Origin of the sequence: Prosthecobacter sp., assembly GCF_044378005.1 — a bacterium.
GTDB lineage: Bacteria > Verrucomicrobiota > Verrucomicrobiia > Verrucomicrobiales > Verrucomicrobiaceae > Prosthecobacter.
The window spans coordinates 1-15,833 of sequence record NZ_JBILYB010000036.1; the positions used below are offsets into that span (position 1 = coordinate 1).

The window sequence follows — 15,833 nt, forward strand, 5'->3', positions numbered from 1 at the left end:
GTTTTTTCGGGGCTTCTGCGTCGGGCTTGCGAGTGGCGAAGGCGATGTTCCAGATGCCGGCTTCCTGGCAGGTGTTTAAAACGCGGATGACGTGCTTGTAGTCCACGACTTCATCGCCTCGAAGAATCACGGCCTGATCCTTGAAGACGGTCACGATGTTCTTCAGCTTGGCGAGCAGTTCCTCAACGGTGAGCTGCTGGCCGTTCACGATGATCTCACCCTCGCTTTTAATGTTGATGATGATCTCCCCGACATTGCGGGATTCGTTTTCTTTTCCCTGATCGGCAGCGGGGACGCTGATGTCCATGACCTGCTCGTTCTTCGCGTAGTGCGAGGTCACGGCGAAGAAGATGACCAGCAGGAAGAGCACGTCCACGAGCGGCGCGAGCTGCATCGGCGTGGGCTCGATGGAGTGTTGTTTGCGAAAGTTCATGGCGCGTCAGGCTGGTGATGGTCTCAGTCCGGGCGTCCAGCGGCGGCGCGGGCGGCGCGTTTGTACTGAACGGCGAGTAGGGCCATGATGTGCGTGGTGGCGGCTTCCATCTCGGAGATGAGGCGGTTCACCTTGCCACGGAAGATGGAGTAAAAGATGAGGGCCGGGATGCCGATGGCGAGGCCGGAGGCCGTGCAGAAGAGCGCTTCAGAGACGCCCTGTGCAAGGCCGAGCTGATTGCTGCCGCCGTATTGAGTGTTCGAGATTTCGTGGAAGGTGGTGATCATCCCCAGCGTGGTGCCGAGCAGTCCGAGCATGGGTGCCACAGCACCGACGTCACCAAGATAGGCGATGCGGGCGAGCAGAAGGCTGGACTGGCGGTTGCCCTCGGCTTCGGTGACTTCCTTCACTTCTTCAAAGCTGGCGGTCGGGTTGCGCGTGGCAAAGTCGAGTGTCTTTGCAGTGACACGGGCGATGCATTCATTGCGGCGGTTGCAGACGGCGAGCAGGCCGAGGTAGTCTTGTTTGCGGATGAGGGCATCGGCGCTGTTCATGAACGCATCACTCACCACGGTGCCCTGGCGGACGGTGAAGGTGAAGAGCACGATGAAGAAAGCAGTGATCATGGAGAGGATGATCAGCGGGTAGGCCATGATGCCGGTGCGCTGCACGAAGCCATCCAAGGTAAGCGCTGCGGCATAAGGATTCTCGGTGGGGGCAGCAGCTTCAGTTTGAGGAACTGCGGCAGCAGGAGCCGCGGGTGCCTGGGCCAAAGCTCCGGAGGTCATCCAGGCAAACACAAGAGCGAGCAGGGCGAAGGCGGAAAGAGAACGGGGGGACATGCGGCGGCGATGGTAGGCAGTGGAGGCGTGCTTGCAAGGAATCACACAACTCCTTGACGGCCCGTGAAGCCACGGTTTTTCCTCCGGTGCCGCTTTTCCTCATGCCCAGTGCCCCCTTATCTGCTGATTCCATCATCTCTCTTTTAGCGGAGCATGAGCTTTTGGAGGCGAGTGAACCGGTGAATGCAGACAGCGATCTCTTTGCCCTCGGGCTCGATTCGCTGGCGATGATGCAACTGCTTCTGCATATCGAGCGTGATTGTCAGGTCACCATTCCGGTGGCTGAGATCACGAGGGAGCGCTTCTCCACGCCGAGGCGTCTGGCTGAGTGGTTGAGTCGGTCGTGAGGCAGGATGAGAAAAGCCCAGGCTCGTGGGAATAAGACCATTCGGCCAGTCTCTCAGGGGATGTCGAACCTTCATCCTCCTGCCCATGCAGATGGCTCTCCACTTCCCGATTGACCTCCCCGCCGCACGTCCCATAGCTGCGCGCGTGACTCCGGCTACGCCCAGTTTTGAGCAGATCGTGGACGCCCATTATCAGGGGCTCTACCGCTTTGCTCTCAGCATGTGCCGTCAGGATGCCACGGCCCAGGATCTGGTGCAGCAGACTTTCCTTCAATGGGCGCGCAAGGGCCATACTCTGCGCGATGCCGCGAAAGTGAAGACGTGGCTCTTCACCACTCTCTACCGCGACTGGCTGAGCCAGGCCCGCCGGGAAAGGAGGCACGAAGAGATCGAGTTCGAGCCTGATCTTCACGGTTCCACTCAGGAGGAGCCCGCTGAGCCTCCGCGAGTCGATAGCGCCACTCTTCAGCGTGCTCTTGATGAACTCCCTGCCAGCTACCGTGCGCCACTCGTCCTGTTTTATCTCAAAGAACTTTCCTACAAAGAGATCGCCGAGACGCTCGGTGTGCCCATCGGCACCGTGATGTCTCGCCTTTCCCGCGCGAAAGACATGCTCCGCAGCATTCTGCGGCGGAGCGAAGACAGCGCTGCCTCCAATATCCTCACCCCAGATTTTCAGCCCCAATCCAACCTGTGAACCGCGACCAAGCCAGACTCGAACTCGATGCCACCACACTGCGTCCCCACGATGCCGTGCCTGAGGCGCGGGCTCATGTCGAGAATGATCCAACGCTTGCCGCATGGGTGAATCAGCGGGCCGCCTTTGATGAGCATGTGTCAGGTATCCTGCGGGATGAAATGTCAACCCCAGGGGACTTGCGTGAGCGTCTCCTGGCCTCCGCCAAAGCACCCCAGGTGGCATCACGCCGAATGCGGGATTGGCTCATTCCTTCCCTCGTGGCAGCGGCGGCATGCATCGCTCTCGGCTGGCAGATCATGGTGCCGGAGTTCAAAGGGTTGTCCGCTTGGCAGGCAGAGGCCATGCCGACACTGGCGAAGCTCGAAATCGGCATGACCCGGCTGGATCAGCGGTCAACGGATGTCGAAGTCCTGAAGCGCTACCTCACCGCATCGAGTCTGCCTTGCCCCGATTGCATGCCTGATGCGCTGGTGAACATGCGAACCTTTGGCTGCAAACGCATCCAGGTGGCAGGCCGACCTGCCGCGATCATCTGCTTCGATCTTGGCGGAGGCAAAGAGGCCCATCTGATCGTGGTCGAGCGTGCCGGATTGCCAGACGCGCCGCCCGACCATCAGCCTCAGTTCGCGAAGAGCGCTGACTGGAATCTCGCTGCTTGGAGTGATGGCACGCAGAGTTTCCTGCTCGCCACGAAAGCCGATGTCTCCGCTTTGAAAAAGCTGCTCGGACTGTCCTAAGATCTCACGCAGCCGACTTCGGCCAGCGTGCCAGTGCCAGCATGAGCCAGCCGCCCATCAGCAACAGGCCGCCGAGTGGCGTCACCGGTCCCAGCCAGGTCCAGCCAAAATAGGCGAGCAGGTAGATCGAGCCGCTGAAAAGCAGCACTCCATAAAACAGCAGGTGCCAGCCACGCACCACGCTCTTGTCGGCAGCCCCCAAGAAAAGGGCTAGCAGGTAAAGAAACATCGAGTGGGGCAGGTGATACCGCACGCCCGTCTCCCAGGACTCCAGTTTGCCCGCAGCCAGGAGCACCTCATGCACGGAGCCATGAGCCCCCATGGCCCCGAGGGCCACAGCGGCGAAGGCGGAAAGCGCGGCAAGGCGGAGGAGATCGCGGTCGGGGGAGAGTGTCATGCGGGCAGGATGGGACTCGGCTGGGCGTGCTTTGTCAATTCGTCAGGGGGAGAGGCCGGAGCTTTCTTTGCCAGCGGCCAAATTTTTTCTCGCCAATTCTGCGCCATGTTTGTCTAATCACAGCGGGTGCGGGGATATTCTCCCGGCACTCATTCATACATCATAACCAAACCAAACAACGCACTACTATGAAAAGAGCACTCCAACGAGGTTTCACCCTCATTGAACTCCTGGTGGTGATCACCATTATCGCGATCCTCGCGAGCCTGGCGGTCCCTACTTTCAACGTCATTCAGGACATGGCGAACCAAACCTCCGCCGCAAACAATTGCCGGCAGATCATCATGGCGATGAAAATCTTCGCCAATGACAACAACTCGATCTACCCGGACACCTACAACAACCCGCAGACTGGTGGTCAGGCCCTCACGGCCAACGACGCCTTCCGCGTGTTGATTCAGGAAGAAATCATTCAGGACGAGCGCATCTTCGGTGCCAAGGCCTCGATGTTCCAGCCTGACAACAACATCGGCACTGCTCCGTCCTTTGACCAGGCGCTGCAGGCCAATGAAAACCATTGGGCACTCACCCAGGGTCAGACGACCTCCAGCAACGGCATCATGCCGTTGGTGTTTGAAAACCCCCTGGCCCCGAGCTGGCCGCCGCAGTGGAACTGCGACGCAGCTGGTCAGCCAAAACCAGGCCGTGCCTGGCGCGGTGGCAAGATCATCATCGGTCGTAATGACAACTCCGTGAACGTCGAGTCGCTCGCTACCAAAAAAGGCCCTTCCGTGGGTCCAAAGGCAATGACCGGCGGCTATGACATCTTCACGATGGCCAGCCAGAACATGCCCCAGCAGGTGCTGAACATCCTCGGTGGAGGCATGCAGCAAGGCGGTATGCCCGGCGATCCTAGCTTCACCAATCCTGGTGCTGCTGGTGGTCTTCCCGGCCTGCCAGGCGCCCCTGGTGGTGCCCTTCCAGGTCTGCCTGGTGCTCCCGGAGCGATGCCAGCCCTCCCCGGCGCTCCTGCCGCTGGTGGTTTGCCAGCCCTTCCAGGCGCTCCTGGCAAATAATCCGTGGGCGGATGCCCTGAGCTAACACTCAACGACGCCGTCGGGATGACCTCCCGACGGCGTTTTCTTTTTCTTTGCGGGTGCGTGCTGCGTCCGCCAATCCTTCTCCATGCCCGCTGGTCCTTTCTTTGCCTTCAGTTCCATCACCGTCTTGTCGGTTCTTGCCGTCGTGCTTGGTGGTGTGGCGCTGGGTCACTTGCTGACTCACCAGCGCGACCATCGCACGGCTTCCTTTTGGGCGGCGCTCATCGTGCTTTCCCCCATTGCTGGAGCCTGCCTCTACGCGCTGCTTGGCATCAATTTCATCCGCAGACGCGGGCGTCACTATCGAGGCGGCGTGGGGCCCGCCTATCGCGATCCTCCACCGACCTGCCCGCTTTTTTATCAGGAAGATCCGGTGATTGCTGCGCAGGATTGCTCGCTCGCCACGACGCTGGACCGCATATCGCGCTTCAACTTCAGCTCGGGAAACAGGGTTGAGCCGCTCATCAATGGCGAGGAAGCCATGCCCGCCATGCTCACCGCCATTCGTGAAGCGACGTCCACCGTCGCGCTTTCCAGTTACATCTTTGAGGCCACCGGCATCGGGGCAGAATTTGTCAGCGAACTCGCCGCTGCGCATCGCCGCGGCGTGCAGGTGCGGGTGATCGTGGACGATGCGGGCACGCGCTATTCCTGGCCTCCCGTCACGCGTGTGCTGGCAGCTCAGGGCGTGCCCGTTCGGCGCTTCATGCCGAGCCGCTTCATCCTGCGCCTTATCACGATGAACCTGCGCAATCACAAGAAGCTCCTCATCGCGGATGGTCGCATCGCCTTCACCGGTGGCATGAACATCCGTGAGGGAAACATGCTCACGCGGAACCCAGCGCATCCGGTGCAGGACCTTCATTTCAAAATCACCGGCCCCGTGGTGGCGCAACTTCAGCGTGTCTTCGCCGAGGACTGGCACTTCTGCGCTGGGGAGCCGCTCGACGAGTCTCTGTGGTTTCCCGAGCTTTCCATGACTGGCGAGACTCATGCGCTGGGAATCATTGATGGACCCGACGAAGACTTCGAGGTCATGCCCATCGCCCTCTTCGCCGCGCTCAATGCTGCGCGTCATCGTGTCTGCATCATGACTCCCTACTTCCTGCCGCCCGCCACACTCATCGCCGCGCTGAAGCTCTGCGCCACGCGAGGCGTGGAGGTCTCCATCCTCACCCCCGCGCAGAATAACATTCCCTGCGTCTCCTGGGCTGCGCGCACACTGTATCCCGAATTACTGCACGCCGGCTGCCGCATCTTCGAATCCCCGCCACCTTTTGATCACTCCAAGATTCTGCTCATTGATGACGCCTGGTCGATTGTCGGCTCCACGAACTGGGACCCACGCAGCCTGCGCCTGAACTTCGAGTTCAATGTCGCCTGCCATGACCTCGGTCTCGCCCAGCGTCTCACCACCATTTTTGATCAAAAGAAAGCGCTGAGCACCGAGATCACCGAGGCCGCCCTCGACACAGCCTCAAACTTCGAGCGTCTGCGCAACGGCTTCGCCCGCCTTTTCATCCCCGTCTTATAGGGTTAAAGCCTCTTCAAGTCGTCGCGCTACCTCGCCGACAGCAGATACCCCAGCACCATCACCGCGAGCAGGATGGCCGCCACGATCTTCCACAGCGTCTCCTTGCTCAAAGACGGCCTGCCTTTTCGATTCGTGCCAAACTCACGCTGGATGAAGTCATCATAATCAAAGTCTTCATCCGGCAGATCCACACCATCATAAGTCTCCGCGTTCTGTTTCCAGCCCGACTTCGCACAGGAGCCGCAGTCATCGCAGGCCACCGCTCCACGCGGCACCCACTCCCCACAGTTCGGGCACTGGCCGGGTGGTTTGAAGCGAGCCATGACAGCGGCAAGTTTAGATCATGCCCAGCTTCATCTTCCCCTCGATGGAGATCATGCCCTGATTCCAAGCAGGCTCCCACACGAGTTCCACGGCTGCATCGTCCATCTCTTCGATGGTCATGATGCGGCTCTGCGCATCTGCGGCGATGGTCGGTCCCATGCCGCAGCCGGGGGCTGTCAGCGTCATCTTCACCACGGCCTTGTTTTTGCCTTCGGCGTCCTGCTCCACCTTGCAGTCATACACCAAGCCGAGATCCACAATGTTCACCGGGATCTCAGGATCATAGACGTTCTTGAGTTGATTCCAGACCTGCCCTTCCAGATCACCGACATCCGTTGGGATGTTGGAGGAGCTGCTGTCCTGCTCCTTCTTGTCCGCCTCCAGATCGATGCCCAGCGCGTCCGCATCCTGAGCACTGATACGTGCAAGGCCGAAATCCGTCGCCACCGTGTAAGTGCCGCCGAGCGACTGGGTGATGATCACCTTCAGACCGAGGGGCAGCTTGATGCTTTCCCCGCTGGGGATCTGGACGGCTTCGACTTCGCGCTTGAGTTCGAGGGAGGAATGCATGGTGGGGAGGGGAAAAAGACGAAACCCGAAGGGCGAATGACAAACGAGTCACCTTCGGAGGTGGACGCCCATGAATGCCGCCCATGAGTGGGGTGTCAACCTTCCATCGTCCCGGCCCGCACATCACGCCTCAGCGTGGATCGTTGGCCTTGGATAGTCGCTTGTCGTCGTTCCTTTCCTGGCCTCATCACCTCACCATGAGCCCGGCGATGCAGGCGGTGCAGTAGCAGGCGAGGAGGCCGCCGATCATGGCTTTGAAGCCAAGGCGGGCGAGGTCGGCCCGGCGTGACTCTGCCAGGGCGCCGATACCGCCGATCTGGATGGCGATGCTGGCGAAGTTGGCAAAGCCACACAGGGCGTAGGTGGTGATGGTGATGCTGTCGGGATGGAGGTCCTGGGCTTTGCTCAGGCTGAGGTAGCCGATGAATTCATTGAGCACGATGCGCTCACCGAGGATGCTGCCGATGGTCTGGCAGTCCTTCCACTGGATGCCCATGAGCCAGGCGAAGGGGGCGTTGACCCAGCCGAGGAGGGTTTGCAGGGGCTTTGGGTCGGCGATGCCGATGCGGGCGAGGCTGAAAGAGAAGAGATAGTTGGCCATGGCCACGAGGGCGACGAAGGCGATGAGCATGGCCATGACATTGAGGGCGAGCTTCATGCCATCGCTGGCCCCATGGCAGACGGCATCGAGGCCGTTGACGGTCTCGCGCTCGATCTCGCGGCCAGTGCCGTCGGCGGTGTCACTCACCTCGGTTTCAGGGAGGAGGATCTTGGCAAACATCAGCGAGGCAGGGGCGCACATCACGGAGGCCGTGAGCAGGTGACCGGGGGAGATGCCGAAGGAGACATAGGCTGCGAGTACGCCGCCGGCGATGGTGGCCATGCCACCGATCATGAGCGCCAGCAGTTCGCTGCGGGTCATGGTGGCGAGGTAAGGCTTGATGACGAGCGGAGCCTCGGTCTGCCCCATGAAGATATTCGCGGCTGCGGCCAGACTTTCACTGCCGCTGGTGCCCATGACCCGCCGCATCATCCAGGCAAAGACGCGCACGACGGCCTGAAGGATGCCGTAGTGGTAAAGCAGGGATGATAGGGCGGAGACGAGCACGATGGTGCCGGTGATGGTGACAGCGAAGAGGAAGGCATTGTCCGGCCCCCATTTCTCCGTCATCAGCTTCTCGTTTGCCAGCGGGCCGAAGACCATGCCGACGCCTTCATTGGAGAAGCTCAACAGCCTGCGGAAGGCATCGTCCATCTTCCCAAAGAACCAGCCCCCGGCCTGAGTCCGCAGGATCATCCAGCCCAGGATGAACTGGAGAAGGAGTCCGGAAAAGGCCGTCCGCCACGGAAAGTGGCGGCGATTCTCAGACATCGCCCAAGCCAGTCCGATAAAGACCAGGATGCCGAGGAGACCGAGCCCGTGATTCATAGAGGAGTGAAGTCAGCGGGTGGGTGGCGGCTCAGCCTGTGCCGTAGGTCACTGGATGCCCGCGCGGCTGTTCGCGGGAGTCGCGCCCTGGATCTTGCTTTGCTCCTGGAGACGATTCCAATCCTCCGTGGACAATTGCTTGGCGCGCATCCGCTCCTGGTAGGTCACCATGGCGACAAAGCAGGCCACATCGATGACGAGGATGATCATGGCGATGGTGATGCCGTATTTCTTGAGGCTCTCGTCGATGACCTTGTTCTTGTTCACCGAGAATTCATTCCCCTTGGAGAACATGGACTGAAACAGCCTCCGCCACTGACGGGGTTCACGCGCCACGCTGAATGACCACACAAAAAGTGCGGTAAGCACGATGCAGGCGATTTGGTAGGGAAGGGGGAAGCGTTCGTCCATGACGTCGCCCGGAAGCGATAAGGTACGAAATAGAGTGCTCTGCCGAGGATGGCAATAACGATTCCATCGGACACCCGTAAAAGAATCGGAGGTTGCTTCCTTTGTGCGTTATCAACTGCTCGCTCAGGTTGGGGAAAACGGAGGCTATGGATGGGGGAATGGAGGTTACGAAAAAGACCTTGGGTGAGTCATTCTCGGACCAAGGCTTGACCGGCCCCTATCCCCCGCCATTCATGGCGCCGCTTTATGACTCGCCAAGAAAATCTCGAATCCTTCTTCCGCAACGGACGCACCGTTATCCTCCCCCTCGATCACGCCTGTGCCATTCCCGTTCCTGGGCTGGAAAACCCCTTTGAAATGATCGACCGCGTCAGCCCCTACGTGGACGGCTACGTGATCAATCTCGGCGTCGCCATGCGGGCCGCCGACTCCATGGCGGGCAAGGGGATCTGCCTGCGCACGGACACCTACAATACGCGCATCGAAGGCGAAGGCGCGGGCTCCATCAATGTCTATGGCGTGGAGGAAGCGGAAATGGTCGGCGCGAATGCGGTGATGAACATGCTCTACCCCGGCTGTGCCAATGAGCGCATCAATTTTCAGGAAGTGGCAGATCTCATCCGCACGAGCTTCGATCTCGATATTCCGACGATCATCGAGGCCCTCCCTGTCGGCCTCGGCCAGAGCGCCCACTACACTTTGGAAAAGGTGAAGTTCGCCGCCCGTCTCGCCGCTGAAATGGGTGCTGATGTGGTCAAGGTGCCTTATCCGATCGATGCGAAGCCCGGCGACTTAAAAGCCATCACCGAGTCCTGCTTCACCCCCGTGATCGTGCTCGGCGGAGCAGCTATGAATGACGACGCCAGCCTGCTGAAGATGGTGGAAGACGCCATGGATGCAGGCGCGGCCGGCATCGCCATCGGTCGTAATGTTTGGCAGCATAAGAACCCGGCGGCTATCGCCCGCAGTCTTGCCGCCATCGTGCATGAGGAAGCTTCGGCTCTCGAAGCACTCGCCCTGCTGAAAGAGCCGCTGCGCTGAGATCATCTGCCGGAGGAAAGTGTGCCTCGTTGGATTCCTGGGTCAGATTTTCCTCTGCACCAGCGTTACAGCGCTGCCCATGAAGCCTCTCTGGTTCCTTCTCCTCATCTCTCCATCGGTTTTTGCCGTGTTGCCTGCGATCCAGCCTTTCCTGGATCAGAACTGCATGGACTGCCATGACGCGGAGATGAAGAAGGGCGGGCTCGATCTGGCGGCGCTCTCCACCGATGGCGCGGACGCGGCGGCGCTGAAGAAATGGGTACGTGTTTTTGACCGTGTCGCCTCAGGGGAGATGCCTCCTGCGAAGAAAAAGCAGCCCGCGCAGGATGCCGTGCAGGATTTTATGGCGGCGCTGGGCGGTGATCTGGTGACGAAATCGAACGCGCAGAAGGGCACGGTGCTGCGTCGGCTCAACCGCCGCGAGTATCAAAACACGATCAATGACCTGCTCGGCGTGAAGGTGAACGTAATCGACTCGCTGCCCGAAGACGGACGAGCGCACGGATTCGACAACATCGGCGAGGCGCTTTCCATCTCCGGCATCCAGATGCTGCGCTACATGGAGGCCGCTGAACTGGCGCTCAATGCGGCGTTGTTTGAGGAAATGCGCCCGGAAACAACACTCCAACGCGCAACTTTGGAAAGTGACCGCAACAAGGACAACCTCGGCAAGCACTGGCTGAAGCGTGAGGATGGTTCGATCGTGGTCTTCAACAATGGTGGCTTCCCCAGCACCGTGATCCCGAATCTGCGGGCCAAACAAGCAGGCACCTACAAGTTGCGCGTCACCGGCTACGGCTACCAGATTGAGGAGCCCGTCGTCTTTGCCCTCATCACGGGCAGCTTCAATTTCCGCAACGCGGACAACGTGACGCACAGCTTCCACGAGCTGCCCATCGGCAAATCCGGCACGGTCGAAGTCACGCTGCATCTTGATGCAAACAAAGGCATCTGGATCAGCCCGCAGGGACTGAACGGAGCGGATGGTCACTCGCCGATCAAAGACGGCCCAGCGAACTATCCTGGCGAAGGCATGGCATTTCAGGAGGTGACGCTTGAAGGCCCCATCGTTTCTGACTGGCCGCCGCGCGGGCAGACGATGCTTCTCGGCGGGGCAAAGCTGCGCCAGCTCCCGCACGGACTGCCGAACTCGCAGGCGTGGAGAGCCAGAAGCCCGGACTTCAAACACAAGTACACGGCCGACAGCGCCGATCCGGCGGGTGATTCGCGCAAGCTGCTGCCCGCCTTCATCTCCACTGCATTCCGCCGTCCAGCCACCGCCTCGGACATCGAGCCTTACTTGAAGCTCTTCGATGCCGAGTTCGCCGAGAGCAGTGATTTCCTCGCTGCCATGCGCACCGCCGCCATCGCGGTGCTGTGCTCTCCTGAGTTTCTCTTTCTCAAAGAGCCTGCTGGCAAACTCAACGATCTTCAACTCGCCACACGTCTCAGTTACTTCCTCACGCGCAGCACGCCGGATGCCGAACTGCTCGCCGCTAAGCTCACTCTTCCCGAGGTGCTGCGTGCGCAAACCGAGCGACTGCTGAAGTCGGCGACGATGGAACGCTTCGTCGCTGATTTTACCGATGGCTGGCTAAACCTGCGCGAGATCGAATTCACCACGCCGGACAAGCAGCTCTACCCCGAATACGACGAGCTCCTGCTCGACTCCATGCTGCGCGAGACACGCAGCTTCATCACCGAACTCATCCGCAGCAACCTCGGTGTCGCCAACATCGTGCAGAGTGATTTTGCGATGCTGAATGCGCGCCTCGCCAAGCACTACGGCATCCCGGATGTCAGTGGACTGGCCATGCAGAAAGTGAACCTGCCAGCCGACAGCCATCGCGGTGGTGTTTTGACCCAGGCGAGTGTTTTGAAAGTGAGCGCGAACGGCACGAACACCTCGCCCGTCGTGCGTGGGGTCTTTGTCATGGATCGCATTCTGGGCATGGAACCGCCACCCCCGCCGCCTGGTGTCCCCGGAGTCGAGCCGGACATCCGAGGTGCCAACACGCTCCGTGAGCTGCTGGACAAACATCGCAACCTGGAGAGCTGCAACGGCTGCCACCGTGTCATCGACCCGCCGGGTTTTGCGCTGGAAAGCTACGACGTCATCGGCGGCTGGCGTGAGCGCTTCCGCAGCATCGACAAAGGCGAGCCGGTCAAGCTCGCCGTGGAAGGTCGGAAAGTGCGCTACCGCCTCGGACCTCCCGTGGATGCCGCTGGTGAGCTCACCACTGGCAGCAAGTTTGCCAACATGTCCGAGTTTCAAAAGCTGCTTCTCGCCGGCCAGGATCGTGTGGCCCACTGCATGGCGGAAAAGCTGCTCATCTTTGCCATGGGCCGCCCGATGGGCTTCTCTGATCGCAGCGAGATCGAAAAGCTGGTGGCTCAATCGAAGGCCAAAGGCCACGGGCTTCGTGATCTCATTCATGCCGTGGTTCAGAGCGAAGTTTTCAGGAGCAAGTGAGCTCGTCGCCTTTGCGTTTGACCGAGGAACTATTGGGCGTCAAAAGTCGCGTTCGCGGCGTTCTTGAAAGCGCCTGTTCAACCCCCAAAACAAACGCACTTACATGGAATCAGCTAATCTCACCGTCTCCGTCGGCGGTATCGTCCCCGACTTCACGATGGAAACCTATGAGCCAACTCAAGGCGACTTCGGCAAGGTGTCGCTCGCCGACATCAAGAAGGCTGGCAAGTGGACCATCCTCGTCTTCTATCCTGCCGACTTCACTTTCGTCTGCCCGACTGAACTGGCTGACCTCGCTGACCAGCAGGACCAGCTCGCCGCTCTTGGCGCTCACGTCATCGCTGTCTCCACGGACACGAAGTTTGCCCACATGGTCTGGCGCAACACGGAAGGTCTGATGAAGAACGTGAAATACACTCTGGCCGCCGATCCTACTGGCACCGTGAGCCGCCTCTTCGGCGTGTATGACAATGGTAGCGGTCTCGCCCTGCGCGGCACATTCATCATCAATCCCGAAGGCAAGCTCGTGACCTCCGAGGTGAATTTCTACAACGTGGGTCGCAATGCCAGCGAACTCGTCCGCAAGATGGAAGCCAATGTGCATCTGCTCGCGAACCCAAGCGAAGCCTGCCCAGCCAACTGGAAGCCCGGCGTGAAGACGCTGACTCCTGGCAAGGACCTCGTCGGCAACGTCGCTGGCGCTCTCGCCAAATAAAGCGCCGCTGAAGACGGTATTTGCACCGGCCTCGTGAGACTTAGGTCCGCGAGGCCGGTCTTTTTTGGCTCAAATCGTCCGGCGGCTCCGTTGATAGCAGATGAAACTGACCTTCAGCATCTTCTTCGTTCTCCTGTCAGCCTTGGTTACTCGGGCGGACATCACCATCGGCAAGTTTGACCTGAAGGAGATCCGCGATGTCTCCACGCTGGAAACAAAGGTGATCGAGGACTGGCATCCGAATCCCAAAGATTCATCCATCCGCCAGAAGCTCGTGGAGATCACGGTTTGCGAGTGGTGGCCGGGCCAAAAGGTGCGCATGCCGGTGACGCTGCTCGCTCCTGCGTCAGGGATTTGCACGAACGTGCTCATCGAGAACACCAGCGCACAGTTGAAGGTGACTGCTGCCTCCGGCGCAAAGCTCCGTTTGCTCAAGGAGCATGGCGTGGGCCTCGTCTTCATTGGCTGTATTCCGATCGATACGATGGAGCCAGTTGGTAAACTGCATCTGATGATGGAGGAGCATTTCATCCAGACCAAGAGCACGCGCTACACGCCCGCCTGGATCTGGGGCATCAGCGATATGCGAGCGCTCACCGCAGCGATGGCCGAGAAGGACGTTTTTCAGCCGAAGAAAGTGCTCGCGACCGGCGGCTCGAAGCGCGGTGTCGCCACAGCGGCGGCGGGTATCGCGGATGATCGCTTCACCGCGATCATGCCAGTGGTTGCACCGGTGATCGAGAGTCCCGGCGGGCCGTATGTCGAAGGCATGATACCGCCAGAGATCACAAAGATGAATGACGAATTCATCGCCGCGATGGCCGATCCAGTTGGCAAAGAGAAGCTGCTCGTTCGCCAAAAAGCTCGCTCGGATGAACGCATCACGGTGAAGATGGCGCGTGATGCTGGTTGGAGCGATGCGGAGATGAAAGTCGCCTGCAACGCCGCGTGGGAGGCCTGCCGAACGACGAACTACCTCGACGTGTTGAAGCAGCGTGGAACGGAGATTTTCTACAACCAAGGCTCGAATGACAATGTGAGCCCTGGGCTTGTCGAACTCGGTCGCCGCTTCCCCCAACTGCCGGTTTACATCGTGCCGGGCGGCCAGCATGGCGGAGCGAAGGAGGCAGGCTTTGTGAAAGCGGTGAACGGTTTGCCCGAGGTGGATGAGAACCTCTACGCCTTCGCCACGCATCACTTTTTTGGCACACGTCGCATGGTGGCTCCGCCGAAGGTCACGTCGCAGTGGGACAAGGCGACGAAGCGTCTCGCAGTGACGGTGGTCTTCCCAGATGGCAGCGAGCCGCAGGAAGACTCGCTCTGGTGGTCAGTGAACCGTCATCCCGACTACAGCATCCAGATGGAGTTTGATGCATGGACTTCGGTTCCGATGAAGAAGATCGGCGCGGCTACTTTCAGCGGCGAAACGATGGTGGAAGGCGAGGTGAAGACGCTGAACTTCATCACAGTTCATGCGCATCAGGAAAATGGCAGCACGCTCACGGTATCGAGCCCGGAGATTCGGCTCGAATAACTTCCTGAAACCAAATCACCGCCCAGATGCAGCGATGAAGCTGAGTGGGCGGTGATCGTGGGAATCTGAATTTTTCGATTAGAGGGCGGCGATGATGGCATCCCCCATTTCGCGGGTGTTCACCTTCTTCGTGCCAGCGGCACCACTGAAGATGTCGCCAGTGCGCTGGCCGCTGTCGATGACCTTTTTGACGGCGGACTCGATCTGCACGGCTTCGGCTTCGAGGCCGAGGGAGAAGCGCAGGAGAAGAGCGACGGAGAGAATTTGAGCGATGGGATTGGCGATGCCCATGCCGGCGATGTCGGGGGCGGTGCCGCCGGAAGGCTCGAAGAGGCCGAAGTAAAGGCCGTCGCCCTTCGGTTTGCCGAGGCTGGCGCTGGCCAACATGCCGAGTGAGCCGCAGATCATGGCCATCTCGTCGCTGAGGATGTCGCCGAAGAGGTTTTCCGTGACGAGCACGTCAAAGCTGCGGGGGGCTTTGATGAGCTGCATGGCGGCGTTATCGACGTAAAGGTGGGCGAGGGTCACATCCGGGTATTCCTTGGCGACCTCGACCATCGTTTCACGCCAGAGGACGGAGTTGGTGAGGACGTTGGCTTTGTCCACGCTGGTGACGTGCTTGCGGCGGAGCTGGGCGGCTTTGAAAGCGACGTGGGCGATGCGGACGATCTCGCTCTTTTTGTAAACCATGGTGTCGATGACCTCGATGTCGCCATCAGGGAGTACTGTTCGGCTTTTTGGCTGGCCGAAGTACATGCCGCCGGTGAGTTCGCGGACGCAGAGGACATCAAAACCGCCCTCGACGAGGTCGGGGCGGATGGGGGACGAGGAGGTCAGGGCAGGGTAGCAGATGCCGGGGCGCAGGTTGGCGAAGAGGCCGAAATGCTTGCGCAGGGGCAGGAGGGCACCGCGCTCGGGCTGCTCATTGGGGGGGAGTTTTTCCCATTTCGGGCCACCGACGGAGCCGAAGAGGATGGCATCGCTGGCCTCACAGGCGGCGACGGTTTCGGACGGGAGGGCCTTGCCCACGGCGTCGATAGCGGCACCGCCGACGAGCTGGTGATTGTATTCAAAGGAGATGCTGGAACGGGCTGCGACGGTGTCGAGGACGCGGAGGGCCTCGGCCATGACTTCGGGGCCGATGCCGTCACCAGGGAGGACTGCGAGTTTGTAGGAGCGGGACATGAGAGGGGCGGTTTATGGAGGGGAAACGGGCGACGGCAAGGGCGGAGTCGAGGGAAGGGAA

17 protein-coding genes are annotated in these 15,833 nt (G+C 60.1%); 9 read left to right on the forward strand and 8 right to left on the reverse strand.

The features are described 5' to 3' along the window. Positions 1 to 433: ExbD/TolR family protein (locus AC6FTP_RS09675; RefSeq protein WP_497206705.1), on the reverse strand; the 433-nt coding region annotated here is incomplete at its 3' end. A 23-nt stretch (positions 434 to 456) separates the two neighbouring features. Continuing rightward, entirely contained in the window at positions 457 to 1,275 is an 819-nt protein-coding gene (locus tag AC6FTP_RS09680; protein WP_497206706.1) for a MotA/TolQ/ExbB proton channel family protein, read from the reverse strand. A gap of 101 nt (positions 1,276 to 1,376) precedes the next feature. On the opposite strand from AC6FTP_RS09680, the gene AC6FTP_RS09685 reads away from it, so the two are divergent. The 3 genes from AC6FTP_RS09685 (at position 1,377) to AC6FTP_RS09695 (ending at position 3,059) form a co-directional block, all read left to right on the forward strand. Continuing rightward, on the forward strand, positions 1,377 to 1,622 hold the full coding sequence (locus tag AC6FTP_RS09685; RefSeq protein ID WP_497206707.1) for an acyl carrier protein: 246 nt from the start codon (positions 1,377 to 1,379) through the stop codon (positions 1,620 to 1,622). Between the two features lie 85 nt (positions 1,623 to 1,707). After that, entirely contained in the window at positions 1,708 to 2,319 is a 612-nt protein-coding gene (locus tag AC6FTP_RS09690; RefSeq protein WP_497206708.1) for an RNA polymerase sigma factor, read from the forward strand. Then, positions 2,316 to 3,059 carry a hypothetical protein gene (locus AC6FTP_RS09695; RefSeq protein ID WP_497206709.1) on the forward strand — a complete coding sequence of 248 codons (744 nt, stop codon included), beginning with the start codon at positions 2,316 to 2,318 and terminating at the stop codon, positions 3,057 to 3,059. The genes AC6FTP_RS09690 and AC6FTP_RS09695 overlap by 4 nt, the downstream gene beginning before the upstream one ends. A 4-nt stretch (positions 3,060 to 3,063) precedes the next feature. On the opposite strand, the gene AC6FTP_RS09700 is transcribed toward AC6FTP_RS09695, so the two are convergent. Next, positions 3,064 to 3,456 carry a DUF423 domain-containing protein gene (locus AC6FTP_RS09700; RefSeq protein ID WP_497206710.1) on the reverse strand — a complete coding sequence of 131 codons (393 nt, stop codon included), beginning with the start codon at positions 3,454 to 3,456 and terminating at the stop codon, positions 3,064 to 3,066. Between the two features lie 188 nt (positions 3,457 to 3,644). Between AC6FTP_RS09700 and AC6FTP_RS09705 the strand changes: the two genes are divergently transcribed. Both AC6FTP_RS09705 and AC6FTP_RS09710 read left to right on the forward strand, forming a co-directional pair. Then, a complete protein-coding gene (locus AC6FTP_RS09705; RefSeq protein ID WP_497206711.1) occupies positions 3,645 to 4,532 on the forward strand; it encodes a type II secretion system protein in 888 nt (295 codons plus the stop codon). A 109-nt stretch (positions 4,533 to 4,641) separates the two neighbouring features. After that, on the forward strand, positions 4,642 to 6,090 hold the full coding sequence (locus AC6FTP_RS09710; RefSeq protein WP_497206712.1) for a phospholipase D-like domain-containing protein: 1,449 nt from the start codon (positions 4,642 to 4,644) through the stop codon (positions 6,088 to 6,090). A gap of 26 nt (positions 6,091 to 6,116) precedes the next feature. On the opposite strand, the gene AC6FTP_RS09715 is transcribed toward AC6FTP_RS09710, so the two are convergent. The 4 genes from AC6FTP_RS09715 to AC6FTP_RS09730 form a co-directional block, all read right to left on the reverse strand. Further along, positions 6,117 to 6,413 carry a hypothetical protein gene (locus AC6FTP_RS09715; protein WP_497206713.1) on the reverse strand — a complete coding sequence of 99 codons (297 nt, stop codon included), beginning with the start codon at positions 6,411 to 6,413 and terminating at the stop codon, positions 6,117 to 6,119. Between the two features lie 13 nt (positions 6,414 to 6,426). Next, positions 6,427 to 6,984, reverse strand: coding sequence for a putative Fe-S cluster assembly protein SufT (sufT, locus tag AC6FTP_RS09720; protein WP_497206714.1), 558 nt, complete (start codon positions 6,982 to 6,984; stop codon positions 6,427 to 6,429). Positions 6,985 to 7,171: 187 nt separating this feature from the next. Next, a complete protein-coding gene (locus AC6FTP_RS09725) occupies positions 7,172 to 8,413 on the reverse strand; it encodes a NupC/NupG family nucleoside CNT transporter (RefSeq protein WP_497206715.1) in 1,242 nt (413 codons plus the stop codon). 48 nt (positions 8,414 to 8,461) lie between these two features. Then, entirely contained in the window at positions 8,462 to 8,824 is a 363-nt protein-coding gene (locus AC6FTP_RS09730; protein WP_497206716.1) for a hypothetical protein, read from the reverse strand. Between the two features lie 246 nt (positions 8,825 to 9,070). Here AC6FTP_RS09730 and AC6FTP_RS09735 point away from each other — a divergent pair, with 246 nt between their 5' ends. The 4 genes from AC6FTP_RS09735 (at position 9,071) to AC6FTP_RS09750 (ending at position 14,587) form a co-directional block, all read left to right on the forward strand. Continuing rightward, positions 9,071 to 9,865, forward strand: coding sequence for a class I fructose-bisphosphate aldolase (locus tag AC6FTP_RS09735; RefSeq protein WP_497206717.1), 795 nt, complete (start codon positions 9,071 to 9,073; stop codon positions 9,863 to 9,865). 79 nt (positions 9,866 to 9,944) lie between these two features. Next, a complete protein-coding gene (locus tag AC6FTP_RS09740) occupies positions 9,945 to 12,338 on the forward strand; it encodes a DUF1592 domain-containing protein (RefSeq protein WP_497206718.1) in 2,394 nt (797 codons plus the stop codon). A gap of 103 nt (positions 12,339 to 12,441) precedes the next feature. Beyond that, positions 12,442 to 13,053, forward strand: coding sequence for a peroxiredoxin (locus AC6FTP_RS09745; RefSeq protein ID WP_497206719.1), 612 nt, complete (start codon positions 12,442 to 12,444; stop codon positions 13,051 to 13,053). A gap of 100 nt (positions 13,054 to 13,153) precedes the next feature. Continuing rightward, entirely contained in the window at positions 13,154 to 14,587 is a 1,434-nt protein-coding gene (locus AC6FTP_RS09750; protein WP_497206720.1) for a PhoPQ-activated protein PqaA family protein, read from the forward strand. Positions 14,588 to 14,665: 78 nt separating this feature from the next. Here the strand turns inward: AC6FTP_RS09750 and leuB are convergent, their stop codons facing one another. Next, complete coding sequence (leuB, locus tag AC6FTP_RS09755; protein ID WP_497206721.1) at positions 14,666 to 15,772, reverse strand: 3-isopropylmalate dehydrogenase; 1,107 nt, start codon at positions 15,770 to 15,772, stop codon at positions 14,666 to 14,668. Positions 15,773 to 15,833 lie beyond the last annotated feature (61 nt).

Bases quoted from the DNA above. Each gene is read 5' to 3' on its own strand.
- AC6FTP_RS09680 (WP_497206706.1), bottom strand. From the start codon at position 1,275: ATGTCCCCCCGTTCTCTTTCCGCCTTCGCCCTGCTCGCTCTTGTGTTT.
- AC6FTP_RS09685 (WP_497206707.1), top strand. From the start codon at position 1,377: ATGCCCAGTGCCCCCTTATCTGCTGATTCCATCATCTCTCTTTTAGCG.
- AC6FTP_RS09690 (WP_497206708.1), top strand. From the start codon at position 1,708: ATGCAGATGGCTCTCCACTTCCCGATTGACCTCCCCGCCGCACGTCCC.
- AC6FTP_RS09700 (WP_497206710.1), bottom strand. From the start codon at position 3,456: ATGACACTCTCCCCCGACCGCGATCTCCTCCGCCTTGCCGCGCTTTCC.
- AC6FTP_RS09705 (WP_497206711.1), top strand. From the start codon at position 3,645: ATGAAAAGAGCACTCCAACGAGGTTTCACCCTCATTGAACTCCTGGTG.
- AC6FTP_RS09710 (WP_497206712.1), top strand. From the start codon at position 4,642: ATGCCCGCTGGTCCTTTCTTTGCCTTCAGTTCCATCACCGTCTTGTCG.
- AC6FTP_RS09715 (WP_497206713.1), bottom strand. From the start codon at position 6,413: ATGGCTCGCTTCAAACCACCCGGCCAGTGCCCGAACTGTGGGGAGTGG.
- sufT (WP_497206714.1), bottom strand. From the start codon at position 6,984: ATGCATTCCTCCCTCGAACTCAAGCGCGAAGTCGAAGCCGTCCAGATC.
- AC6FTP_RS09725 (WP_497206715.1), bottom strand. From the start codon at position 8,413: ATGAATCACGGGCTCGGTCTCCTCGGCATCCTGGTCTTTATCGGACTG.
- AC6FTP_RS09730 (WP_497206716.1), bottom strand. From the start codon at position 8,824: ATGGACGAACGCTTCCCCCTTCCCTACCAAATCGCCTGCATCGTGCTT.
- AC6FTP_RS09735 (WP_497206717.1), top strand. From the start codon at position 9,071: ATGACTCGCCAAGAAAATCTCGAATCCTTCTTCCGCAACGGACGCACC.
- AC6FTP_RS09740 (WP_497206718.1), top strand. From the start codon at position 9,945: ATGAAGCCTCTCTGGTTCCTTCTCCTCATCTCTCCATCGGTTTTTGCC.
- AC6FTP_RS09745 (WP_497206719.1), top strand. From the start codon at position 12,442: ATGGAATCAGCTAATCTCACCGTCTCCGTCGGCGGTATCGTCCCCGAC.
- AC6FTP_RS09750 (WP_497206720.1), top strand. From the start codon at position 13,154: ATGAAACTGACCTTCAGCATCTTCTTCGTTCTCCTGTCAGCCTTGGTT.
- leuB (WP_497206721.1), bottom strand. From the start codon at position 15,772: ATGTCCCGCTCCTACAAACTCGCAGTCCTCCCTGGTGACGGCATCGGC.